We start from the raw sequence: 21,579 nt of genomic DNA on the forward strand, positions 1-21,579 counted from the left end.
ACACCCAATGAATCTGAACTACTGTATTGGAAAAACTCTAAAACCGTGGCCAAATTTAGTTGACCACTACAGGTGCTGTTCTACTAGGTATCGATATAATGCTTCTTCTTCATCATATCTGCCCATTTTTTGATAGGTCAGCGCTTTCAAATAAGTAAGTTCAGCATGCATTTCTGGCGTTGTATTTCTTACTTTCTCAGCTTGGTTTATGTACTTCAATGTATCTTCATAATCGCGGTCTTCAAAATTTGAATATGCTAAAGAAATAGAGCCCTGTTGTACTTGAGATGAACAAGCCACCAATAAGGTAGTTGCTAAAACCAATATTAACTTCTTCACAATCACTCCTTTGATGTGTCCATATGCAACTTTGGTTTACTAATTTTATTATGATCTGGTTTTTATGGAATTCCATGTCTTATATTGAAGTTGTGATGAAAGACAAAAAGATGCCGCCCATTTCAGGCGGCATTTTTGAGTAGTGAATGAATCCTATCGAACTCTTTCACCATGCTTCTCTCGATACGGTCACCTAGCTCTTTGACATCATCTTTGGTGGCGTAGGTTTCAGCTACGTGGGTTTTGTATTCTCCTAGCTCTTTGGATAGCCGAAACAGGTAGCCGATGAGCAAACTTAAGATCAGCGTGACAAAAGTACCAAAGGCCATAACCGCATTCACCCAACCAGGGTCTAACGTCATTCCCATTGCTCTACCTCTTTCAGTTTTTTACCTTTCAAAGACAGGATGATGTCGTTTACCGTTTCTTGGGTCACGTCATTGGTCGATAGGTTTTTGATTTTCTCCAGTCCCCAAATCACCAAGCGAGAAGCGAAGCGCTCTAGAATCACTTTCCATGCAACTTGAAAGAAAAGACCTTTGAGCACTTCCCATAGGGTTTTGCCGAGAATGTTTGTTAGAAAACTCATGGATGACTCCTTAGTTTATTTCAGTGCCGAGACGCATCATTTCACTGAGCGTATTGGCGCGTTTACCGACTTGTCGTGCCCAGCGGCTATTGAGCATTTCATTAGCGGCAACATGCCAGTGTTCACGCTCAATCGCGGCAATCATTTTTTTGAACATGCCAAAGCGTGGTAAGCCGAGGTTAAAAACCATATCGACAATCACCGCTTGGCGAGCTTCATTAAGGGAGGCAAAGAACGGCAGTGATTGCGCATCTTTGATGGCAGTACCAAGGTCGTGTTGAAGCATGGTTTCTGCTTCTTCTAAAGTGATGCCGTTATCTTGCAGGTTTCGACCGTAGCCGATGGTGATTTTCTGACTGCTGCAGCGATAGGGCTTCAAGCGGAGCCCTTCATGTTTTTTAATCAGTTTGGTGGCGAGTGCTTTCATGATTAAGCCTTAGTTTGTGTAACTAAAACCAGTGTATCGCTGTGCTAATCCGTCTGATATCTAAGCGGTTTCTAGATGGTAGATGTAGAAAACCCAGCGCGCAGCTGGGTTTGTTTTTACTTAGCGAACCCTGATAGTAAAGGCCGTTCACCAAATGGGAAGTAACTGGATTCAGGATAGACACTGAGGTTTTTTCGGTCTTGGAGCAGACGCAAATAATCTTCATTGGTTTGAATGGGCGAAGTTCTCAACTCAACTGGGTAGTTCTGGTCTTTTTCATACTGGTCAATACGGTCAAGCACTTTGGTCAGTTCGCTGTCTCGCCACTGTTTTTCCTCACTAACTTTAATCGGACGGTGACGTTCAATATCGTATTTCCACCCCTTATCAATCCACGAGTCAAAAGGCTCTGGCGCTGATAATGTATGAGTTTCTGGTAGCTCGCCTAACTCTTCAATCTGATAGTCGGTGTCATTGTCTCGGTCTTTGGCGTAAGCTATTTTCCCACGATAGTCCAAAAGCTGCTGCCACTGACCATCGACGAGTTTTACTGCGCGGTTATCTAAACGGAGCTCTGGCGGTTTGGTAAAAGTGTGCTTTTCTGGCAGTTCAAAGTTGTAGTCTGATACCAGAAACTCATTGCCATATTCATCAAAGAATGACTGTCCAATCAATATATCGAAAACTTTCCATCCACCGTCTTTGTATAACACGGTGTGAGTCTCTTTATTATATTTTGGTGGTGCCTCAACGATGGCGTCTTCAGGATAACTACCGTCCGGCTCCCGAATAAAAAATTGCTGACCATCTTTGTCGAAGTATTTTTTCATCGTCATGTCTTCGATTTCATCAGACCATGTTCCCAACTCTCGGTCATAGCGAGCAATCATTCCCTCAATCGATGGCGTATAGATGTTCTGAGTAAAATCATCACCTAAAGCAGTACCTTTGGTTACATGCTCGGAGGTGTTTTCAATCCACCATCCCTCTTTACCAATACGAGAAACTTGAACCATTTGAGATTCATCAAAAAATATTGAGTTCATTATGCAAGCCTTACTATCCAGTTAACTTTACGATGATTGATGGTGTTTCTTGATGCCCCAAACCACGCAATCGCAACCGAGTGTGCGTGCGCACCTATTCCTACATAGTGAACATGATTTCCTACAGATGAAGTATTTCGTCCGTAGTGATTACCACCACCGCTAGTTCCAGCCAATCCGGTAGACGCACCGCCGCCACCGTCACCTTGCACCCAGTGATAGTGACCACCCTCAGCCGTTGATGTTTTTGAACCCAAATCCGTAGAGGTCACACTGGAATTAGGATGGCTATGATTTTTAACTTGTCCTTCTTCATATACGCCTATTCCTTCGCCATCATACTTTCCTATAGCACCACAACCGCGCATATCAGGGATTGCGCCGCTAGTAAAAACCTTAGCGAGTTCAGGATATGTCGCTTTATTAAATGCCTGCCCTTTCATTATGGCGAATCCACTAGGCGCAACATCTGTGAACCAAGGGATAGCAGCACCAACCGGAAAAATCTTAGCAGCCAATCCTAACCACAACTTATCAATCAAGCGTGACGGAGTAATTGCTCGCCAAAGCTGAGATAACCTAACGTGCTTATCTGCGGTAGATTCAGCGTCAATTTCAGAATTTGTTGCAGCGTTATCTTTTAGTTTCTTTGGTGTAACAATTGTTGCGTCGTCGGTTCCAGTATTAACTTGGTTTGTTGTAGTAATTTTCGCAATACCCGCCACGGTTTCAGTGGCGTATGGTGACCCAAGCAGTTCAACGGTAATGTTGCTGATAGTGGATGCGGAAAGGTTCAGCTCACAGGCTTCAGTGACTACCGTGTTTTTACGCTTATAGGTAATGATGTCACCGTCTCGGCTATCGACCGCAAACAGAGTTCCATCTTCCAGCCAGTAACCGAGTTCTTTGCCTTCAAACTCCTCAACACCATCCCAGACGGTTTCAAAATGCAGTTGACCATGAGCAACCAACGCACCTCGTGTGATGGCTTTCTTTTGCAGCTCGTTACGCAGCTCAGTTTGAGCAGGCTCAGGAACGTAGCCTTCAGAGCCAATACTGATGTGTGTAATTTTGTATTCGATACCCAAATCACCGGCGCGAATCGCGGCAGCAATTCCGGCATCGGTAATGATTAAGCTCATTGAGTCACCTCATAAGTGTGTAAGTTGCGAATGTGTCGGCAGTTCGCCAACTGGTGATGCACATGCAGGCGAGATTGATACGTCCATGTAATTTCTGTGTGTGGCAGTCGTTTCTTTTCAAACTCTGTCCAAGCTTTCTTGCTTGAGCCTCGATACTCATCACCCAGCAAGACATAAATCAGATTCGGCGTGGCTTTAGAGTCAGAAACGACGCCCGAATGATTCCCGGCTACCTCATAAAGCAGTGCCTGAAATTCGCTAATTTTCCAGCCAAACAAGGCTTGTTTGAAATCGGTGAGCAATGACAACTGCACATCGTCATGAGTGGTTTTGAAGTCGATGGCCAGCGCTTCGATAACATTGGTCAGCTCAACGTTCTCCGCTTCCTGCCAGTATTCGCCTTTGGGTAACAATGCTCGCAGTGAATCGGCAAAGTCTGCTTCGCTGTAGTCAATAATTATGCTGGAGGTGTCCATGTGACGGCTCCTAATACGTGAATTTGGTTACTGGCAATGGTCACGGTGTCGGTTGGCGACTTCACAATGAAGTTAGTGGTGACAGATGATACGGTTAACACGATTTCTGTGGGCGTTATGGATTCAGGCGCACCTGTGGCGTCATCAATCTTGCCCATCTTGTTCTGAACCAGAGTTTGCAGAGCGGCCACCACATCGGCGCGGATGTTTAAGTCTTCAATGCCCTGAATCTCGATATCGAGCAGCGCATGTTCAGGTACGAGTGCCATCGGGTGACAACCGGCTAATCGATTATCTTCGAAGGTTTGTTGAACCAGATTGATAACTTCAGCGCTCACCGTTGGATCATTGGAACGACTTCCGACATACACTTCCACCATGCCGCGCTCGGGTGTGTTATCTAACGCCCAGGCATAATCGACATCGGAATGAGCAGAGGTTGCCCACACTTCGTAATCATCCGCTTTACCAATCAGGTCATTTTTCTCATAGGCGACAATCACGCGAGCTCGCCAGTGTTCAAGCGCTTCAATGTCAGAGCCGCCTGAAATACCCAAACTTTCAATCTGGTTAGGGTCGATACCATCCAGCCCTTCAGAAAGTGTCAGCACACCGCCTGCAGGTAAATTGCTGGCAGTACCGGAAACCAAGGCAATGACATTCACCGGTGCGTTACTGTATTGCTCATCGGTCGTCTCATACTCATTACCTGAAGCATCGGTGAGTAATCGCCCTTTGGGGATGACCACAGTGCCGCCTAACTCAGCAAACTGGACGCTGCCCGTTGCGAAAGTCGGTAACAAACGCGGGGTGTCATGACGGTTGGCATGCAAATACAGCCAAGCCTCAGAGCAGGTTTCAGGGTGAAGCTGACGAAACAACTGGTCTTGATAGCCGTATTGGCCGTAACTGACACCCGCAATCGCGCAGGCCAATGCATCAATGGCAGGGTTGTTTTGCCCTGTTTTCGCAATCAGTGTGGCTTTTGCTCGGTTAATGAGCGTTTGTAAGCTGACTTGCGTACTCATAGCTCGACCTCAAACTGGGTGCCATCAATCAAAGTGACGATCGCCACTCGGCTCATTACGGTGGGTTTACTTTCCCAAACTCTGACAACTATCGATTTCGCAAACCCCTCACTCACCAACCACGCCAACGCTTCTTCATAAAAGCGTTTTGCAAGGCTTAATGTTTGTGGCGTGAGTTTGTCTCGACGCAGTGTCCAGTCACGGGAGCCGACCATACTCAGGAACTCATCACTCCAACTGCCGCCTCGGTCATTCTTTTCCATACGAGCGCGGTCGTTTTGCGTGGCTTCGCCGTGGTTATGGATACTCTGTAAGATGGCGTGTTTCATGCCATCTTTTGTCGCAATGGGGGACGTAATGGCGCTCAGTGTGAAATGGTTCATTGCTTGTTAGGTCCCTTTGTAATTCTGATTGTGTTGTCATCGATGTAATCGTGGTCGTGCGTCTCGACCGTAACGCCTGCAAACTTGCCGGATGCACCGCCCACACTACCAGCCACATTCAAGTTACCTCCGATGTCCACATTGCCTGAGAACGTTGAGCTTGCCGCGGTAACATTGACTTTGGGCGCCGTCACGCTCACTTCACTTGGTGCGATCATTTCAATTTTTGATGCAGACTTAATTTTGATGCCGCTAGCGGTGAAATGAATCAGATTGCCTTTGTCATCCAGCACTGCCAGCTCACCCGGTTGCAGCTCCATCTGGTAACGCTCGTCTTCTACGTTCACGGTAATACCGCGCGCGGTGACACCACCAATAAACAGGTTGTACGTTTTGGCGCCCACTAACGGGCGACTCATAAAGCCGTAGTTATGTACGCGACGGATGCGGTCATTGGTTCGGCCTGTCGCGGTTTTGATTTGTAGCCACTGTGTCTCTGCGCCTGTGACGGTACCCGTACCCACGATGTTTTTGATTCGTCCCATCAAACGGGAAAGCAGCGCTTTAGACATTGCTTTGATCCTTAAATGGGCGAGCCAGTTGAATTGAGGTAACTGCAGAGCTTTCGGACACCGATAACCCCAAAGCTTTAATCACTAACATTTCGTTGAAGTCTTGCTTTTTGTCGATCACCCGAATCACACGATTGATACCGTCAATGGCGAGCTCTGGGAAAATGTCGGCAATGCTTGATGATGCCATCAGGCTTTGGGCAATCGCTGAATTGCGCTCGTAGTTGGCACGAGATAAACACGCCTCCTCGGTTTGCAGTTGATCACTGATGATGACCATCGTCCGAGAGCGTTCAATATTGTTTGAAGTGACGGTGGCGCTAGCTTCATCCCATGCGCCTTGTACTTCAATGGTGTGAAACTGCTTGTCGAACTTACGCGAAATCCCAAGCTGCTCGATGTTATTACCCACCTCTAAGCCAATACCCTGAATGACGGCATGAGCAGTGTTCTCGATAGTGAGGACTCCATTACGTTCAACCAACACTAAGCCTTGTTCACGTATCACCTGCGCCACGTTTTCCACTGGTGATTCAGCATTGATTTGAAACTCAGCGATTGGCTCTAGGGATTTAACCTGGCACTGCACATTGAGACCGAAGGGCGCGGCCACCCTACGCAGCAACTTATCAATCGGTTGGTCATAAATAGCATCCATTGTGATGCGCGAATCAATCATATTGGCACTCTTCGAGCGACCTGAAATGCTCACGGTTTTGCTGCTTGAATCAGTGGATGAATCCACACCATCAATTTGCCCGATCAGGATGAGCTTATCGTTGAGGTAGAACTCAACTGGCAGAGGCTCAACAATGTTCATGGCTGGAATAGAGCAGCTAAAGGTGTGCGCCAGTTGCTCAAGCGAGTAGTTTAATGAGGCGGTATAAAACGGTACCGCAGTGCCGTTGATTCGCAGCGTTAGCTTGTTCATTGTGCGTCCCTCACGGCAATGTCGCCACGCATGAACAATGGATGCTGCAACGCATTAATGGCTGTGATTAGGTGCTCGTCAGTGTATTGCTCATGGGCAATGCTCAGTGCAGGCTTAAAACGAGGTTGCTCAATTACTCGGTGCGCAGCAGTACCCTTGATAACTTTATCAAGTTGAGTTTGCACATTGCTTTTAAGTGCCAATAGAGCATCGTATAGCGCCAAGCTTTCAACCGTTGAAACCTGTGTAATCTCATCAATGCGTTCATCTAAACTTTCAATCAGTGCCGTCAGATCACCTCGTATGATGTCCGGTTGCTTGTTGGCCGTGGTGACATCAAAGCTTTCTTCTTTCTCAAGTGATGTGAGGTCTTTGCTGGCCTTTATCGCACCCGTTACCATTTGGATGTTGTAGTGTGGCGTGACCGCATCATCGTTCACTTGCTTGAGTAATTGCTGTTGAGCATTCCGTGAGTTATCAATCGCTTCACTTTCAGATTCCTTTTCCGACTGCAGAGCATTCGTCACCATATCAACGGCTGCGTTGAATGCCGCCAGAAAGGAGTCAGGTTGATTACCTAAACGAGTAACCGCCGCATACGCGGTATTGATGGTGCGGTAAGTATCAACGAACTGGTTGTTGACTAAGCTACTCTGCGCCTGATCAACATCGCTGTTCATTCGGTGTGTAATGTCGGTCAGGGTATCTAAAGCTTTGGTGAAATCACTTTGAGTCTGGTTAATCTCTGCCACGCTCATTTTGCTGACATCATTGGCGAACGAGGAAGCTGAAGTGCTTTCAACAACCGTAGCCAATTGCTTAGTGCGAACTATACTCGGCACGTTGATGTTTGGCTCTGTGCCGGCTCGAACGAAAGACAGACTGAGCGTAACAATACCGCGCTTGGTACTGATGCTCTGTGAGAAGGTATCAAACACCAAAGGTAGCTCACCGAGCCAAGGATGCTCAAGCTCTCCGGTCGGAGATTCTTCAAGATTAGCGATAAAAGCGTTGGAGTCAGCAAGCGAGCTGCTACCCACAAACACCACTTCCAATTTAATCGTACGAGCTTTGCTGCCCATCACTCGGATGTGCGGCAGTTCAGCATAAGGAATTTCACTGACGTGCAAGCGCTGACCACCATCAATGGCAGTGGCTAGAATGTTGAGCTGATGCCCATTCCATCGACCGTGCTCGTACTGTCGTTCCCACATGAAAGACTCACTTCGTTCGCAATAAATTAGAAAGAATGCAGTAGGCGGAAAATTTAAGACGGGAAGGGGGCGCTCAGGCCTCGTTCGGACTCACCCCTCCCTCCGCGCTAAAATTCAGCACTACAATTTTGCGCAATTTGAAACGCAAAATATTTAGGTAGGGTTATTTGAGCACAGCCCTGATGGATACTGAACTCAGGGCTATTTTAGATTGGGATTTTAGAGAAGTATCGAGATCGCGATCGTTCGTTTTTGATCGTTTTTGCGATCTTCTAATTAAAATTAAGTAATTAGTTCAAAGGAAAGACTTTCTACTTAATTTGTTCAGCTAGCTGAGTAGCACACATTCTAAGAGGAACCCCCATACCTGATGCTTCATATTTTTCATTCGCGGTTGAGTTAATCGTCGTCATAATCGCATCAGATTTTTGTAGTTGTTTTAGTTTTTCAGGGAGAGTATCCAAGAACTGTTTCACTTTTTCGTTGTCTGAAGAACCCAAAAGCATTGTGCAGTCAGCTAGTTGCTTGTAACCAACAGCTTGGTCGTAAGATGCTTGTCCAAAAGTTTTTACGTAAAAGCCATATGCTCCACCGCCAACTACGAGAGATAACGCAGAACCAACTAAAAAAGACCGAAGTTCAAGTTCGAATAGCATAAAAAATCCTTTATTAAATTAGTAAGTATTTTGTAAATGGTAAGACTACTTTGTCTAAACACCATAACCTGCGGATTAAACTCCACATATAACACAAAAAGATATTTAAAATCAATATGTTAGAATCAGAACTCACCCAAACATATCCATCTGATCAACATCACCCTTGCACAGTTCTGGCTGTAGCAGCGGGTCTGGTTTCGCTCCCGTAGGCTCAATGATTCGGTTCACTGTAGTCAAAGTGGTGAAAGCGCGACCGCAGTTCAGGTTCAGGCATTGGCAGTATGCTTCGCGGGTATCTTTACTCATCGCTTTTGATGTTGCGATACGTGCTTTGCTTTCGCAGACAGGGCAAGTAATTAGCATATTGAATAATCCTCACTTCTAGTTACCAGCCTGCCCTCTTTTAAGACTTGGAACTTATCGAAAAAGCTGGGCTTTCTAGCTCGTCAGAGAGTTCAATCAACTGTCTGATGGCTTCCAGTTTTTCAGGCTGCAATTCTTTTTTCTGGTCTGCAACCAGCAGACTCATTAAATAAATTCCTATATCTGCTCGGCTTTCACCCACAGTGCTCAGTGCTACTGCATCGATGATAAAGCCCATTGCATCTAGGAAAATATCCTCTCTTTCTAATGACATAGCCGTACCCATACAAATTAAACTGTATAAACATACAGTATTTTTATCCCCATTTGTACAGGTGATTTAATGATTTGAGAAATTACACTCAAACTCGATGCTGTTAGCCTAAAGGCATATACCGCATCGCCTCTTCTCTCATGCTATGCCAGTAACTAATTTCCGCTTCATCAGCATCTTCAATTACTCGGTTATCTTTTAGGACTGCTCCCCAATAACTGCGCTTATCCAAGAAACGAGTAAACTGATCAGCATAGATGGCATCTGCCTCTTGTTTGATGTCGTCACAACTGAAATCACGACACTGCATTGGCCAACCGCGAGCGCCCGCTGCCCAAAGCATGAACTTATCCACTTTGCTTGCAGCATCTTCCCCTTCGAACGTAATGCAAAAGCGATTGGTAGTACTGATATGTACACCGCGAGAACGTATGGTTTTGTTCAGCTTCTCCGCTTCCTTTTCCAAACGGATGATTCTTTGTTGCAGCTTCTTGCGATGTTCTTCCGGTTTAGCTTGCTGCTTCGCAATCGCCTGAGCTTTTATGGTTTGCTCTTTCGCTGCATATAACTTGTTCACTCTGCGTCGAATGGGTTTCTTCCACTGTTCGAGCTTGTAACCCAGTTCTTTGATAATCGCCGTCATATTGTCGGCATCGAAAGAAGCTAAACACTTCCAATCTGGTGCGCGTGAACATTTCGCGACACCGTAACGGTTGCCCTTGATAAGCCCTTGGCTGGCATCATCCCCTTTGGCAGCATAGCCAACGGCTTTGATGATGTATGAACCGGCGGCTTCAGGTTTACGAATACGCTCCAAGTTCGCGAAGCCATGTCCCCAAATTTTCTCAAGACGTTTTGCCCAGGCACTGAACAGATAATGAGGAACAGACCAACGCAGCAGAACGTGAATGTGCGGGTTCGGTTCACCATCTTGATTCTCTGGACATTCCGCTACCCAAATGTAGTGAAAGTCTTCTAGCTCTTCGGTTGGTCCAAATTCATTTTCTTTAAAGTGCGGCTCTACTTTTAATCTTCGAAGGTCACAATAAAGCGCACCACTTTCTGGATCAGTTTCAACTGTGTGGTCTGCTACCCAGCCACGCTGATAAAGTTTCTTGGCTGCATCTAAAAAACGTGAGACCTCTTTACCAATTGAGGTTTCCAACGTCTTTTCCATGGTGTAGGTATGCTTTGGTTTGGATTTGATGTCGCAGTAATCTCCTGCAATCAAACCGCCCTGGTTCATCACCTTTGGAATCGGTCTGTCTTTGTTTGGAACCGTCCAGTACTCGCCTGCGATATCTACGATGGGGTTACCCACTTTCTTTTCACCTCGCTTGGCTCTGGTCGTAATCATGTTTCGCTTATAGCCAATTGGATGATGAGGACCAGCCAACACATAATTCTCGCCATCGGTCATGCCACCAAACAGAGCTAAGCGCTGTTCTTTGGTGAAGGTCAGAGTCAGGAACGTGGTGAATCCACCGTGACAAGCTGACGTGTACGCAGCTGCTTCAAAAATCTTACGCACCGAACGACTTGATAACTTCTCAGTAAAACGCTCACCAGTATTTGCATCTGGCGCCGCACTGGCTGGCGTTTCGGTTATCGCCTGAAACTTGAAAGTGTTGTCCCACTCTCGATGCATCAAGTTCATTGAAATAGGAATTTTCTTAGGTTCTCCCCTCGCCCGTTTACCATTCTGGTTCAGAATCTGTGGCTTAGAACGCGCTGTAGTGTCGTAGAGCACATCATGGTTGAAGTAAGACTCGGGACTTTCAAGCTCAGTTTTCGGGCGCAGTACCTTTCCTAACAGCCTTAACGACTGCATTTGGCGCTCTTTTCTGTGACGATAATTTTCTGTCGGACTTTTGCGCCCTTTGACAGGCCTATAGTCTTCGGCGATTCTCGCCGCCGCTTCGCGGTCGTGTTCTGAGCGGAAATTCAGCCTTTTAAAAGCATCGGTTCTTATCTCAACATCCAACTGACGCTTGGATTTTTTGCCAAGAACGCGATCATAAATCGGCATTTTCTTGATAAAACCTGCATCCAAAATCGCCTGTTCTTGGTCGGTGTAAATTTTGGATACTAAAAAACCAGCGTTATAGCTGGCATCATTTCGTTTGATTTTGTCGTGGGGCATCACTGCCCCAGCGATATAGAGGAGATCTTTGGTTTCCATTTTACTAAGCCACTGCGTTATTCACGGTTCCCCAAGGTTCGATACAACCTTCTTCGGTACACACATATTCAAGACAAGCTGAGTTTGATGCCGCTGACTTATGCTTTGGAATCCCATGTTTCTCGCGCAGCTTGCCGAGCAAGAACAAAGAACGCTGACGCTTTTGTGGGTCAGGGTTTTCCATTCCTGCCATATCAGGGCACGGCAAATGAGCCGGAGAGGTAACAGGCAAACTCTTGATAGAAGTACTTGGGCAGTAAACGATATCTTCAGTCATATGCATTAACTCCAACTGACAGCAGGTTCTGTTCTTGAGTGGTAATAAACAATCGAACTAACATGTGAACGACTCATTTCCATCTTTTCAGCGATGACAGAAGGCGTAAGTCCTTCATCATATAAACGGCGACAAAGTTCAACGTCATGGTCTGATCCCTTTGCATGCGGGTACAACTCGCCCTTTCTACGCAATGAAATCTTGTCGTTCTTACCTCGATGCTTATTGATGGTTTGGACTCGATTTTTGATCGTTGGAACTGTGGCAGTGCGATAACCAAACTCTGTGACTAACGCTGCAATGTCTTCAGTAGATTTGATACCAGCCCATTTGATGATCACTGCATCTTCTTCAGGCTTAAACTTAGGGTTGCCCATGTTGTTACATTTACCGCAACTCTTACGATTTCCACGACGCAAATCTACGGTGTATTTCTCTACATGGGTGTTTCCGCATTCACACAAACAAGTAACTCCTTTGCCTGCATCCTGCTTGATAACCTTAAGTTGACCGAATGTTTGCCCAAGGATATTTACGTATGAACTATGATGTTTACCGAATTGGTGATGCTCTTCGCCACGTTTAACTTGTTGAAACCAACCAAATGAAATACTCATATCTCTGCCAGCTCCTGAATATCTATAACAATGAAACCACCTTTACCTTCGCCCTCACTCAAAATGCCGTGGCGAATGTGGTTACAGTTCAACTGGTGACAAGCTTGTGCGATGGCATCATCAGCATTATCGAAATCACCCAGAGCCGTTGTTTCTGGCTCTAGCGTTTTCTTGTGACGCTTCATCGCACCATCACCAAACAAACGAACGGCTACAAACTCCATCACGCAGCCTCTTCTTGCTTAATAAACTGCCCAACAGCTTTGCGCGCTTGGCGGTGCACATCTGTCCATGTACGAACCAGAGAACTTTGCAAGTCTGCCTGCCCTTCTACTGGGTTTTGCTTGATTTTGTTTAGGGTCAGCACCGCGTGGTTTTCCCAATGAAGCGCTTCATCAAGCGTGTTGATTTCAATCGTTACTTTTGCGTTGTTAGCCATAGCTTTCACCTTCTAAGAAAAACCGGGGATGGGTGCACCGTTTGCCACAAAATCGACGCTCATACTTAGGAACGGCGTGACGCCTGTGGTGCGTCCTTCAATTTCAGATACCAGCATCACCAAATTACTGATGCTTAGCTGAATCTTGCTGATGATTTTTTGTTTACTGGTACGGTTGAGGCTGGTTTTGTTTGCATGGTCGAGCGCCATACGCGACAAATCGCCAGAGTGAATCGAGTTTTCCAGAGCACGTTTGATGAACGTTTCCACGCTCGCATCCTGCGGAATTTGCGCCGTCACCACACCGAGACCAAGCAAAAGGCTATTAAGAATGGAGTAGTTGCCACTCGCTTTAGTGATGAGAACCAACTCAACGCAAGTCAGCACATGAGGCTGTTCAGGGTTGAGCTTGTTTCGCAGCATCGTCGGGTTCATATCGAGAGCCTTGGCGATAGCTGTCATGTTCTCTGAGTTCGCAAATGCGCAACACGCTTCGTTAAATGCCTTTTGTTTCGAGCCACGTAAAACGCACATTGAGTTCAAATCTTCCATAACGAATACTCAATTGAAGAAAAACGGAACGAAAATGAATGCCCAACCAAGAACATTGAGCCACAACAGACAATATTCTTTGGTGGGGATCAGGGAGGAAAATCGCATGAGTATTACCCCAGCAACTGCATCGCTTCGCGCGTTGCGATTTCATGTAGAGCAACCATGTTGATCATGGGTGTTTCTTTCGCTTTCTCTTTGGTTTTAATAGGAAGTTTGCCTTCTGCCACCCAATCCATGATGGTGCGTTTTGGCATACCAGAAAGCTGCGAATACTGCTCGTAAGTCATAAAAGGCGTATTTATTACTATTTGATATGAAAGCATGGTGCTATCCTTGTAAGTTATTGATTGTTTAATATCGGACTTCTGAGTTGCCGCTCGCTGTCCAGTAATCATTTGAGTGAAATATAGACTTCTTATGAGTGAATTACAAGACCAAATTCCACCATTTGAATACATTGGTGGGCGAGAAGTAACAGAAAGGATGAAGGAAGTCACAAAAACGAGTGACTTTAAATCGCTTGGCGAGGTACTTGATATCTCAAAAGGGACAATTTCCACATGGCATCAACGTGGTTTAACTCCTTTTGAAGTGATTCTTAGACTTCATTTGAAGACTGGAGCTTCAGTTCGCTACCTTGCTTTAGGTGAAGGTGAGCCTTTCCCTGATCAGAAAAATGCGGAAGCACAGCCAAAAGCAGAGGAACTCAAAACAATCATCAGTATTGATAGCTTTGCTTTAGAAGATGGAAAGCTAATAAGAAAAGGCACACTATCGCTAGACAAAGAACTGCTGGACGAAGCCGGCGTTAGCGAAGTGATGGCAATTAAAGACAACGGAAAAACATTCTTAGTAAACAAAGAATCACGCCAAGCAGTTGCCGGAACCTACCTAGTAGATATGGACGGTCTCCTTTCCCTAAACGAAATCCAACGCTTACCAGGCAAGAAGCTAGCTATTAGCTTTAATGGCTCAACGATTACTGTTGATGAAGGCGATGTGGAAGTTGTGGGTAGAGTTGCACTTGTGATGGAGAGGGTTTGAAAAAACATGGTACTCTATCCAACAACTATTCTTCCTGAAACTAATTTTAAGAGAAAACATTAATGCCATTACACTTTCACGTCGAAAATTTAGGAAAAATTAAGTCTGGTAATTTTACTATTTCTCCTCTAACAGTAATTACTGGTCCAAACGGTACAGGTAAAAGTTTCTTTACAAAAACTATTTACTCAATTTTCAAAGTAATGGAACAAGCAACCACCTTGAAATCAATGAAGATCATTGCAAATGATTTTTTAGGATTTTTACATGCATTAGAAACCTCTTACAATGAAAATAAAGAACTCAGGGAAAAAGTCAGCCTATTTAAAGATGGCATGACAATACCTTATGAAACATTAGTCTCTATATTCGAACAAGTTAATAGTTTATTGCAAGATACATCCCAAGATGACAAAGAAATAAGAAAGCAGATAGGCACTCTTCTCGAAAAGCACTTCCAAGATTCTCTAGAACTAAGTATACATGCATATCCAGATAAAGAACCGGATGATTTAACACCTGAAGAGTCGGCAAAGGTTTTAGTATCTCATCTGTTATTACAGATAATGATAATTAGAATGTTCAGCCATGGTGCTGACAGCGCCGCTATTGATAGTTCAGCGATAAGATATATTCTAACTCATGATTTAGAAGAAGAACTAATTCATAATTTCCAAATTGAAAGCATTGATGAATTATTATCAACTTCCAAGTCCACCATTACACTAAATGATTATTTCAAGTTAGATTTAATGAACGATCGAATAAGTGCAGAAGTAGATGACACATGTACGAAATCTTTTGTTCAAAGACCATCAGCAGTTTTTTTTGAATCTCCAGCGTATTGGAGAGTTAGGGATGCGTTAATAGATGCAAAATTAGCGTCCTCTAACTATGAATTTCTTACTGGTGTTCCTAAATATTTTTTTGATTTAAATTCTGACTTATCTAAAAAATCAATTAAAAATTCAAACTTCCCCCAAATATCTAAACATCTAGAAAGTGCACTTGGAGGAGAGTTTGTCTTTGAAAGAGGAAAGTTTTATTTTAATGATAATCACCTAAATAAAAAAATATCAAAAAATTTAGTGTCATTTGGCATGACTAATTTAGGGATTTTAAATGCTTTAATAAAGAATAATGTTATCCAAAAAGATAGTTTTGTGTTCATCGATGAACCAGAAACTAACTTGCACCCTGATTGGCAGGTACTAATGATAGAGTCTTTAGCAACTCTATCTCAATCAGGTGTGAACATTGTTATCAACACTCACAGCACTGAAATCCTAAAGTACATTGAAATTGCATTTTCAAAAATCAGAGACGAACAAGGTGATGAAGCGGTTCAAGAACTGCTCGCTGTTAACTACCTTGATACTGATGGTACAACTCTAGAGTTTGATAGCGAGTGTCCTGTAGAACAAGCTAAGGAAGCCCTATCTCATTTAAGTTCACCGTTCTTCGACCTATACATGCAAGGACAATAATATGCCAATTGAGCTAAAGGATTATGAAGCTCGAATTGAGCATAAAGCAGGCAAAGATGAACAAGAATCTGAGGTCTCTGAGATTTCAGCCATCAAATTGGATGAAGCTGATGGTATTGGCGTCGCTTTAGGATTTAAAAACAATAGTTTAAGTAAAGCTGATTACCTTCATATTGATGAAAACAATTTTATTATTATCGAAGCTAGTGATTTAAGAGACCAACTTAAAGAATGTGTTGAATCTATAGCACTCGAAGAAGCCAAAGCATTAGCTGCTTTGCAAGCAGCTGATCCTAAACAGAAAGAATTGCCTGTAAAAGCTAAAAAGCCAATAGAAAAGAGATGTTATTACAGCCTAAAAGCTGAATTAATGCAGAAATGGTGTGGATCTATAGCTATTTCTGAGCGCTTGTGTCGCGCCAATGGTATTCAAAATCACCCTGAATACTCATACATGATCGTGTGTAGAAACGGAACTGATGTGCAAGTTCTCAGCAGGTTTAAGCAGAAGATGGAAGGCACTATAAAGAACATCAAAGTGCTGACTACTGAAACAATAGCTTTTTAAATGCAAGGGACTTTAGGGTCCCTTTGTTTTTGCGATATTTTCAGGTATTAGTTTAAGCAAGTAAATCTACAAGGAAGATAAGATGCACTTTCCTGTTTATCAAATTAATGACGACGACTTTGACGACTTTGAAGATATGGGTACCAAATCAAAATTCTGGTACACAGATTCCGTAGACGGAAAGCAATATCTGTTTAAGTCGACTCATACTGAAGATAAGCGAGGAAATCCTATTGTTCGTCAGGGTGAGGATTGGGCAGAGAAGATTGCCTGCGAATTAGCTAAAAAACTTGGCTTACCACATGCCGAGTATGACCTAGCCAATCATAATGGTGAGCAAGGTACCCGGAGTCTAAACTTTAGCCAAAAGGGTGACTCTCTAACTTTCGGCAACACTCTTCTTGAGCAAGTGTTTAAAACATCGCTTCCAGAAGATGATAAAGGCACTCAAAGAGTTCAAGAACTTAAATATGTGGCAGCTTTATGCGTCATAGAAATTGTATCGGCTCCTAAGGCTTGGCGGCCAACTGCTAATATCAAAAGTGCATTTGCGGTATTTATCGGTTATGTCATGTTTGATTGCCTAATCTCGAACCAAGATAGACATAACCAAAACTGGGGAATGGTGACTGATACTGCCGGTAATACGTCATTAGCACCGTCGTTTGATCACGCAGCCAGCTTAGGTCGTAACGAATCTGACCAAACAAGGCAGACTAAGCTCACAACAAAAGACAAAAACCAAACTGTAGAAAGTTACGTTAAAAAATGTAAGTCTCATTTTTATAATCAAGGCGAACGCTTAAAAACTTTTGAAGCGTATCAATTACTGTCGTGCCTTGCCCCTAGCGCCGCAGTTGAGTGGATAGAGAGACTTGAAGCAATTACTGATGAAGATATAAAAGAAATTGTTGACGCAGTACCAGAAGCGATAATGAGTGATTTATCTAAGCAGTTCTGCACTGCTATACTCAAAGCGAACAGTATTAGAATTATTGAATTTAAAGACTTCCTCCTTGAAACTTATTTAAAGCCGTAAATAGTAGCCTTATGAAAAGTGTATTTGTTATCTGGAAAGATATTGAAGATGGTATGTGGCATCCCGTAGCTAAGCTTACACGGGATAAAGGCATGTATCGCTTTAATTATACTCAGGGCTCAAATCATCCAAACTTCATCGCATTCCCTAAGATGAAAGACAAAACAAAAGTATTTGTTTCAAATGAGCTGTTTGCCTTTTTCCAAAACCGCTTACTGCCTCAAAACCGTCCAGAGTTTAGAAAAATGCTCAATTGGTCAGGTATGACTGCTGATGGTTACGATGAACTAGATATGCTGAGTATTTCAGGTGGTGCTCGTCAAACTGACGAATACCGAGTGATTGCATCACCAGAACGTGCAGGCGTCGATGAATATAAGATTCGCTTTTTCATTAGTGGTATTCGTTACTTAGAAAGTTTTAATCTACATAGAATTTCAGACCTAATTCCTGGAGAAAAACTCCTATTCGAATTTGAAGAAGATAACGAGTTCGATTGTAACGCTGTTTATGCAACAACTTCTGACAGTGAAAGAGTGAAGATTGGATACTGTCCTAAATACTTCAACTGCGATATTAGGACGCTATTGAACAACCCTGCTCTCGAAGAATACAGACTAACAGTTGTTCAAGTAAACAATGATGCTCCACCGCCATATCGTTTACTTTGTGACTTCTCAACTAAATGGCCTGAAGGTTTTGTGCCTCTTATCTCTAACGACTATAAAGCACATACTTATCAGGAAGATCTTATAGCGATTTAACAGAAAGCCCCGAATGGGGCTTTTTAGTGTTCAAATTTTTAGTCAACTCATATGATGAGCTAAGCAACAACTAACTACATTTTGAATACGACTACAAACTATCTCATTTGCTTTCATTCGCCATTCAACAAAAACACCAATCAAATCAACTGCGAAATGCGCTTTCCCTGGGTTACTCAAATCACACATAATTTCGAAAACTGGGCTTCCACTCACCCCGTCAAGATTTGGCGGACGCCGCTTTTCACCTTCTGTTGAATACATATCATCTACATCCAATATAAATGCTTCATGCCCTTCAATTTCTGTATGTTCAGATTGTTGTTTTTTAGCACAAAAGGAGTAGCCAAAAATATGTCTATCTTTCTTGTCTAGTTGTTCGTTAAGTTTATTCTTCGAAGAAGGGTAACCTAAAACAAAGTACTTTTCAGTACGAATGAGATGTGACTTATCTTGATTGAGATTGTATGGAGTTACTCTTTCTATTCCTTTAGTATCTGCCCATTCTCGATTTAAATGAGCTGCCGCCACATCCTCAGATTTAATAGCTTCAAACTTTAGACCAGACAAGTCACAACCTGTACCACAAATATTACTAATTACTCCATTAGCGCCACTACGGTCCATTCGTTCATTTATTTCATCTATGACATGATGAGCAGTCGCCAAGTAAATTTCATTACCAAGAAGCACAACGAAACCACTTCCGATACTTTGATATGTCACTCTAGAATTCGGTGCATTGGTATAAAAAGGAACAACAACCCCTTTCCAACGTTCAACAAGTTCATCGACAACTTTGTTCAGCTCTATAGCATCTAAATATTCCAAATTACGACTCCCATCTAGTAACTCAACTTATGACTCTATTATGTGTATTAAAAACGATATCAAACATTGTATTACGTTTTTATTCAAATTACTGTTCATTTATACAGTAATCTTAAAATAATTAATATGTCTATCCGCAACTTAAAAGATGGTTCAAAGAAGCCTTGGCTATGTGAATGCTACCCAAACGGGCGCAGAGGTAAGCGCGTGCGTAAGGCGTTCGTAACCAAAGGGGAAGCAGCAGCTTTTGAAAAATTCACCATGCGAGAGGTGGAAGATAAACCTTGGCTTGGAGATAAACCTGATCACCGTCGTTTGAGTGACGTTATCGAACTATGGTTTGAGCTTTACGGTAAAACACTGGCAAACGGACCAGTTATCTATCAGAAGTTTCAGCACATGGTTGAAGCAATGGGCAACCCATTAGCGAGCCAGTTCAATTCCAAAATCTATGCGGATTTTCGTGCCAGGCGAATGAGTGGTTCACTGCCTTTTGTTTCTGCTCGTTGGAATAAAGGCGCGCCAAGTATTGCAACGCTCAATTCTGAACTTGCTCGATTCAAAGCGGTATTCGGGAAACTGAAAGAACTGGGTGAATGGAGCCTTCCCCACCCTTTGGAAGAGATCAAGCCGTTCAAAGAACATGAGCGTGCAATGGCGTTCTTGCCGAAAGAGAAACTTCCACTGCTGATTGAATTAGTTAGTCAGCATGAAATTGAAGATATGCAGAAGATCGTCAAGCTGTGCCTTTCAACTGGCGCCCGTTGGAATGAAGCTGCACAAATGCGAGGCTCGCAGCTTTCAAAATACAAAGTCACATTCACTAATACCAAAACGAAGAAGAATCGCTCTGTGCCGATTTCAGAGAGCTTGTATGATGAAATCTATAAACCAACCAGCGGTAAGTTGTTTAAGCAGTGCTATACACCATTCTGCTACATATTGAAGAACAAACTTGGGTTAGATATTCCTACTGGGCAAGCTTCTCACATTCTTCGCCATACCTTTGCCAGCCACTTTATGATGAACGGCGGGAACATTCTGGTACTCAGAGACATCCTTGGGCATGCCGACATCAGTATGACGATGCGCTATGCGCACTTTGCGCCTGACCACCTTTCTGAAGCGATCACCAAAAACCCTTTGGCGGGATTGTAACTGTCGCCACAAAAATTTTTTACGCGAGTGTCGCCACTTTGTCGCCATTTGCTGATTTTGAGGCAAAAAAAGAGCCGCAAAAAGCAGCTCTTAATTATTCGAATTTTCCGAAGAGTTAGATATTTACTCTTTACCGTAAACGTTGTTCTCTTGCTCTTGTACACGGATGAAAGTTGTACGCTTGGTTAGCTCTTTAAGCGAGGCTGCGCCTACGTATGTACAGGTTGAACGCACGCCACCAAGAACATCTTGAATGGTATTTTCAACAGGACCACGGAATGGAATTAATACGGTTTTTCCTTCAGCTGCTCGGTAACCAGCAACACCGCCAGAGTGCTTGTCCATCGCGCTCTTAGAAGACATTCCGTAGAACTTCATGTAAGTTTCGCCGTTCTTCTCAACGAGCTCGCCGCCCGCTTCTTCGTGGCCCGCTAACATACCGCCAAGCATGACGAAGTCAGCACCGCCACCAAACGCTTTTGCCACATCTCCCGGACATGTACAGCCGCCATCGCCAATGATGCGACCACCTAGGCCGTGAGCTGCATCAGCACATTCAATGATTGCAGACAGTTGAGGATAACCAACACCGGTTTTCACGCGAGTTGTACATACAGAACCCGGACCAATCCCTACTTTTACGATATCCGCACCAGCAAGGATAAGTTCTTCAACCATGTCACCTGTCACTACGTTACCAGCAACAATCACTTTGCTTGGAAATGCTTCACGTACTTTTTGAACGTAATCAACAAGGTGTTCTGAGTAGCCATTTGCGATGTCAATGCAGATGAAAATAAGCTCTTCACTCATCGCCATAATGTCTTTCGTTTTTTGGAAGTCATTATCTGATGTGCCCGTTGATACCATCACGTTTCTCAACGTTTGAGCTTCAGCGTTTTGAACAAACTCAGCCCATTGCTCAACACTGTAGTGTTTATGAATAGCTGTCATCACGTTGTGTTTAGCGAGCGCTTCCGCCATTTTAAAGCTGCCTACAGAGTCCATGTTTGCAGCAATAACAGGTACTCCAGACCATTGACGACCACTATGCTTGAAGGTAAACTCGCGGGTTAAATTTACTTGAGAACGGCTTTTTAGGGTTGAACGTTTCGGGCGAAACAGTACATCTTTGAAACCTAACTTAAGTTCTTGTTCGATACGCATTGTGTAAT

At 43.7% G+C, this 21,579-nt stretch carries 30 protein-coding genes; 6 read left to right on the forward strand and 24 right to left on the reverse strand.

Translation table 11 applies throughout. The features are described 5' to 3' along the window. Positions 1–66: 66 nt before the first annotated feature. From HKI82_RS00005 to HKI82_RS00110, 22 genes are all read right to left on the reverse strand, one after another. A complete protein-coding gene (locus HKI82_RS00005) occupies positions 67–339 on the reverse strand; it encodes a tetratricopeptide repeat protein (protein WP_171136808.1) in 273 nt (90 codons plus the stop codon). Positions 340–461: 122 nt separating this feature from the next. Then, complete coding sequence (locus HKI82_RS00010; RefSeq protein ID WP_171136809.1) at positions 462–707, reverse strand: hypothetical protein; 246 nt, start codon at positions 705–707, stop codon at positions 462–464. Continuing rightward, positions 698–928, reverse strand: a complete 231-nt coding sequence (locus tag HKI82_RS00015) for a hypothetical protein (protein ID WP_102969424.1) — start codon at positions 926–928, stop codon at positions 698–700. The genes HKI82_RS00010 and HKI82_RS00015 overlap by 10 nt, the downstream gene beginning before the upstream one ends. A 10-nt stretch (positions 929–938) precedes the next feature. Next, on the reverse strand, positions 939–1,355 hold the full coding sequence (locus HKI82_RS00020; RefSeq protein WP_171136810.1) for a glycoside hydrolase family protein: 417 nt from the start codon (positions 1,353–1,355) through the stop codon (positions 939–941). Between the two features lie 116 nt (positions 1,356–1,471). Then, complete coding sequence (locus tag HKI82_RS00025; protein ID WP_171136811.1) at positions 1,472–2,401, reverse strand: hypothetical protein; 930 nt, start codon at positions 2,399–2,401, stop codon at positions 1,472–1,474. Beyond that, positions 2,401–3,543: a phage tail protein gene (locus tag HKI82_RS00030; protein ID WP_171136812.1), complete on the reverse strand. Its 1,143-nt coding sequence runs from the start codon at positions 3,541–3,543 to the stop codon at positions 2,401–2,403. The genes HKI82_RS00025 and HKI82_RS00030 overlap by 1 nt, the downstream gene beginning before the upstream one ends. Next, positions 3,540–4,019, reverse strand: coding sequence for a hypothetical protein (locus HKI82_RS00035; RefSeq protein ID WP_171136813.1), 480 nt, complete (start codon positions 4,017–4,019; stop codon positions 3,540–3,542). Before HKI82_RS00035 ends, HKI82_RS00030 begins: the two co-directional genes overlap by 4 nt. Next, positions 4,001–5,047: a baseplate J/gp47 family protein gene (locus tag HKI82_RS00040; protein WP_171136814.1), complete on the reverse strand. Its 1,047-nt coding sequence runs from the start codon at positions 5,045–5,047 to the stop codon at positions 4,001–4,003. The genes HKI82_RS00035 and HKI82_RS00040 overlap by 19 nt, the downstream gene beginning before the upstream one ends. Then, positions 5,044–5,430: a phage GP46 family protein gene (locus HKI82_RS00045; RefSeq protein ID WP_171136815.1), complete on the reverse strand. Its 387-nt coding sequence runs from the start codon at positions 5,428–5,430 to the stop codon at positions 5,044–5,046. The genes HKI82_RS00040 and HKI82_RS00045 overlap by 4 nt, the downstream gene beginning before the upstream one ends. Further along, entirely contained in the window at positions 5,427–6,002 is a 576-nt protein-coding gene (locus tag HKI82_RS00050) for a phage baseplate assembly protein V (protein ID WP_171136816.1), read from the reverse strand. Before HKI82_RS00050 ends, HKI82_RS00045 begins: the two co-directional genes overlap by 4 nt. After that, positions 5,995–6,933: a phage tail protein gene (locus HKI82_RS00055; protein ID WP_171136817.1), complete on the reverse strand. Its 939-nt coding sequence runs from the start codon at positions 6,931–6,933 to the stop codon at positions 5,995–5,997. The genes HKI82_RS00050 and HKI82_RS00055 overlap by 8 nt, the downstream gene beginning before the upstream one ends. Beyond that, positions 6,930–8,147, reverse strand: a complete 1,218-nt coding sequence (locus HKI82_RS00060) for a DNA circularization N-terminal domain-containing protein (protein ID WP_171136818.1) — start codon at positions 8,145–8,147, stop codon at positions 6,930–6,932. Before HKI82_RS00060 ends, HKI82_RS00055 begins: the two co-directional genes overlap by 4 nt. 311 nt (positions 8,148–8,458) lie before the next feature. Further along, entirely contained in the window at positions 8,459–8,803 is a 345-nt protein-coding gene (locus HKI82_RS00065; protein ID WP_171136819.1) for a hypothetical protein, read from the reverse strand. A 132-nt stretch (positions 8,804–8,935) separates the two neighbouring features. Continuing rightward, positions 8,936–9,169, reverse strand: a complete 234-nt coding sequence (locus HKI82_RS00070) for an Ogr/Delta-like zinc finger protein (RefSeq protein ID WP_102969435.1) — start codon at positions 9,167–9,169, stop codon at positions 8,936–8,938. Between the two features lie 40 nt (positions 9,170–9,209). Beyond that, positions 9,210–9,443 carry a hypothetical protein gene (locus HKI82_RS00075; RefSeq protein WP_102954713.1) on the reverse strand — a complete coding sequence of 78 codons (234 nt, stop codon included), beginning with the start codon at positions 9,441–9,443 and terminating at the stop codon, positions 9,210–9,212. Between the two features lie 103 nt (positions 9,444–9,546). Beyond that, positions 9,547–11,625, reverse strand: coding sequence for a rolling circle replication-associated protein (locus tag HKI82_RS00080; RefSeq protein WP_171136820.1), 2,079 nt, complete (start codon positions 11,623–11,625; stop codon positions 9,547–9,549). A gap of 4 nt (positions 11,626–11,629) precedes the next feature. Continuing rightward, positions 11,630–11,902 (reverse strand): hypothetical protein, encoded by a 273-nt coding sequence (locus HKI82_RS00085; protein WP_240956616.1) that lies wholly within the window; start codon positions 11,900–11,902, stop codon positions 11,630–11,632. Positions 11,903–11,907: 5 nt separating this feature from the next. Beyond that, positions 11,908–12,519: a hypothetical protein gene (locus tag HKI82_RS00090; protein ID WP_171136807.1), complete on the reverse strand. Its 612-nt coding sequence runs from the start codon at positions 12,517–12,519 to the stop codon at positions 11,908–11,910. Beyond that, positions 12,516–12,743, reverse strand: coding sequence for a hypothetical protein (locus HKI82_RS00095; protein WP_171137191.1), 228 nt, complete (start codon positions 12,741–12,743; stop codon positions 12,516–12,518). Before HKI82_RS00095 ends, HKI82_RS00090 begins: the two co-directional genes overlap by 4 nt. Next, positions 12,743–12,958 (reverse strand): hypothetical protein, encoded by a 216-nt coding sequence (locus tag HKI82_RS00100; RefSeq protein WP_102954710.1) that lies wholly within the window; start codon positions 12,956–12,958, stop codon positions 12,743–12,745. The genes HKI82_RS00095 and HKI82_RS00100 overlap by 1 nt, the downstream gene beginning before the upstream one ends. Positions 12,959–12,970: 12 nt before the next feature. Then, a complete protein-coding gene (locus HKI82_RS00105; protein WP_171136821.1) occupies positions 12,971–13,510 on the reverse strand; it encodes a phage regulatory CII family protein in 540 nt (179 codons plus the stop codon). Between the two features lie 113 nt (positions 13,511–13,623). Continuing rightward, positions 13,624–13,836: a hypothetical protein gene (locus HKI82_RS00110; RefSeq protein ID WP_171136822.1), complete on the reverse strand. Its 213-nt coding sequence runs from the start codon at positions 13,834–13,836 to the stop codon at positions 13,624–13,626. Between the two features lie 94 nt (positions 13,837–13,930). Between HKI82_RS00110 and HKI82_RS00115 the strand changes: the two genes are divergently transcribed. The 5 genes from HKI82_RS00115 to HKI82_RS00135 all read left to right on the forward strand — a co-directional run bounded on the left by HKI82_RS00115 (position 13,931) and on the right by HKI82_RS00135 (position 18,415). Then, complete coding sequence (locus HKI82_RS00115; RefSeq protein WP_171136823.1) at positions 13,931–14,557, forward strand: phage repressor protein CI; 627 nt, start codon at positions 13,931–13,933, stop codon at positions 14,555–14,557. A gap of 62 nt (positions 14,558–14,619) precedes the next feature. After that, the gene (locus tag HKI82_RS00120; protein WP_171136824.1) at positions 14,620–16,044 is read left to right on the forward strand and encodes an AAA family ATPase; all 1,425 of its coding nucleotides are present in this window, start codon (positions 14,620–14,622) and stop codon (positions 16,042–16,044) included. Position 16,045: 1 nt separating this feature from the next. Continuing rightward, positions 16,046–16,612, forward strand: a complete 567-nt coding sequence (locus HKI82_RS00125) for a hypothetical protein (RefSeq protein WP_171136825.1) — start codon at positions 16,046–16,048, stop codon at positions 16,610–16,612. 82 nt (positions 16,613–16,694) lie between these two features. Further along, on the forward strand, positions 16,695–17,651 hold the full coding sequence (locus tag HKI82_RS00130; RefSeq protein ID WP_171136826.1) for a HipA domain-containing protein: 957 nt from the start codon (positions 16,695–16,697) through the stop codon (positions 17,649–17,651). A gap of 11 nt (positions 17,652–17,662) precedes the next feature. Continuing rightward, complete coding sequence (locus HKI82_RS00135) at positions 17,663–18,415, forward strand: HIRAN domain-containing protein (RefSeq protein WP_171136827.1); 753 nt, start codon at positions 17,663–17,665, stop codon at positions 18,413–18,415. Positions 18,416–18,457: 42 nt separating this feature from the next. Here the strand turns inward: HKI82_RS00135 and HKI82_RS00140 are convergent, their stop codons facing one another. Continuing rightward, positions 18,458–19,246 carry a hypothetical protein gene (locus HKI82_RS00140; RefSeq protein WP_171136828.1) on the reverse strand — a complete coding sequence of 263 codons (789 nt, stop codon included), beginning with the start codon at positions 19,244–19,246 and terminating at the stop codon, positions 18,458–18,460. A 126-nt stretch (positions 19,247–19,372) separates the two neighbouring features. On the opposite strand from HKI82_RS00140, the gene HKI82_RS00145 reads away from it, so the two are divergent. Beyond that, positions 19,373–20,404 (forward strand): phage integrase, encoded by a 1,032-nt coding sequence (locus tag HKI82_RS00145; protein WP_171136829.1) that lies wholly within the window; start codon positions 19,373–19,375, stop codon positions 20,402–20,404. Between the two features lie 123 nt (positions 20,405–20,527). Here the strand turns inward: HKI82_RS00145 and HKI82_RS00150 are convergent, their stop codons facing one another. Then, entirely contained in the window at positions 20,528–21,571 is a 1,044-nt protein-coding gene (locus HKI82_RS00150; RefSeq protein ID WP_042481109.1) for a GMP reductase, read from the reverse strand. Positions 21,572–21,579 lie beyond the last annotated feature (8 nt).

Origin of the sequence: Vibrio plantisponsor (assembly GCF_013041605.1) — a bacterium.
Lineage (GTDB): Bacteria > Pseudomonadota > Gammaproteobacteria > Enterobacterales > Vibrionaceae > Vibrio > Vibrio plantisponsor.

Bases quoted from the DNA above. Each gene is read 5' to 3' on its own strand.
- HKI82_RS00010 (WP_171136809.1), bottom strand. From the start codon at position 707: ATGGGAATGACGTTAGACCCTGGTTGGGTGAATGCGGTTATGGCCTTT.
- HKI82_RS00015 (WP_102969424.1), bottom strand. From the start codon at position 928: ATGAGTTTTCTAACAAACATTCTCGGCAAAACCCTATGGGAAGTGCTC.
- HKI82_RS00020 (WP_171136810.1), bottom strand. From the start codon at position 1,355: ATGAAAGCACTCGCCACCAAACTGATTAAAAAACATGAAGGGCTCCGC.
- HKI82_RS00025 (WP_171136811.1), bottom strand. From the start codon at position 2,401: ATGAACTCAATATTTTTTGATGAATCTCAAATGGTTCAAGTTTCTCGT.
- HKI82_RS00030 (WP_171136812.1), bottom strand. From the start codon at position 3,543: ATGAGCTTAATCATTACCGATGCCGGAATTGCTGCCGCGATTCGCGCC.
- HKI82_RS00035 (WP_171136813.1), bottom strand. From the start codon at position 4,019: ATGGACACCTCCAGCATAATTATTGACTACAGCGAAGCAGACTTTGCC.
- HKI82_RS00040 (WP_171136814.1), bottom strand. From the start codon at position 5,047: ATGAGTACGCAAGTCAGCTTACAAACGCTCATTAACCGAGCAAAAGCC.
- HKI82_RS00045 (WP_171136815.1), bottom strand. From the start codon at position 5,430: ATGAACCATTTCACACTGAGCGCCATTACGTCCCCCATTGCGACAAAA.
- HKI82_RS00050 (WP_171136816.1), bottom strand. From the start codon at position 6,002: ATGTCTAAAGCGCTGCTTTCCCGTTTGATGGGACGAATCAAAAACATC.
- HKI82_RS00055 (WP_171136817.1), bottom strand. From the start codon at position 6,933: ATGAACAAGCTAACGCTGCGAATCAACGGCACTGCGGTACCGTTTTAT.
- HKI82_RS00060 (WP_171136818.1), bottom strand. From the start codon at position 8,147: ATGTGGGAACGACAGTACGAGCACGGTCGATGGAATGGGCATCAGCTC.
- HKI82_RS00065 (WP_171136819.1), bottom strand. From the start codon at position 8,803: ATGCTATTCGAACTTGAACTTCGGTCTTTTTTAGTTGGTTCTGCGTTA.
- HKI82_RS00070 (WP_102969435.1), bottom strand. From the start codon at position 9,169: ATGCTAATTACTTGCCCTGTCTGCGAAAGCAAAGCACGTATCGCAACA.
- HKI82_RS00075 (WP_102954713.1), bottom strand. From the start codon at position 9,443: ATGTCATTAGAAAGAGAGGATATTTTCCTAGATGCAATGGGCTTTATC.
- HKI82_RS00080 (WP_171136820.1), bottom strand. From the start codon at position 11,625: ATGGAAACCAAAGATCTCCTCTATATCGCTGGGGCAGTGATGCCCCAC.
- HKI82_RS00085 (WP_240956616.1), bottom strand. From the start codon at position 11,902: ATGACTGAAGATATCGTTTACTGCCCAAGTACTTCTATCAAGAGTTTG.
- HKI82_RS00090 (WP_171136807.1), bottom strand. From the start codon at position 12,519: ATGAGTATTTCATTTGGTTGGTTTCAACAAGTTAAACGTGGCGAAGAG.
- HKI82_RS00095 (WP_171137191.1), bottom strand. From the start codon at position 12,743: ATGGAGTTTGTAGCCGTTCGTTTGTTTGGTGATGGTGCGATGAAGCGT.
- HKI82_RS00100 (WP_102954710.1), bottom strand. From the start codon at position 12,958: ATGGCTAACAACGCAAAAGTAACGATTGAAATCAACACGCTTGATGAA.
- HKI82_RS00105 (WP_171136821.1), bottom strand. From the start codon at position 13,510: ATGGAAGATTTGAACTCAATGTGCGTTTTACGTGGCTCGAAACAAAAG.
- HKI82_RS00110 (WP_171136822.1), bottom strand. From the start codon at position 13,836: ATGCTTTCATATCAAATAGTAATAAATACGCCTTTTATGACTTACGAG.
- HKI82_RS00115 (WP_171136823.1), top strand. From the start codon at position 13,931: ATGAGTGAATTACAAGACCAAATTCCACCATTTGAATACATTGGTGGG.
- HKI82_RS00120 (WP_171136824.1), top strand. From the start codon at position 14,620: ATGCCATTACACTTTCACGTCGAAAATTTAGGAAAAATTAAGTCTGGT.
- HKI82_RS00125 (WP_171136825.1), top strand. From the start codon at position 16,046: ATGCCAATTGAGCTAAAGGATTATGAAGCTCGAATTGAGCATAAAGCA.
- HKI82_RS00130 (WP_171136826.1), top strand. From the start codon at position 16,695: ATGCACTTTCCTGTTTATCAAATTAATGACGACGACTTTGACGACTTT.
- HKI82_RS00135 (WP_171136827.1), top strand. From the start codon at position 17,663: ATGAAAAGTGTATTTGTTATCTGGAAAGATATTGAAGATGGTATGTGG.
- HKI82_RS00145 (WP_171136829.1), top strand. From the start codon at position 19,373: ATGTCTATCCGCAACTTAAAAGATGGTTCAAAGAAGCCTTGGCTATGT.
- HKI82_RS00150 (WP_042481109.1), bottom strand. From the start codon at position 21,571: ATGCGTATCGAACAAGAACTTAAGTTAGGTTTCAAAGATGTACTGTTT.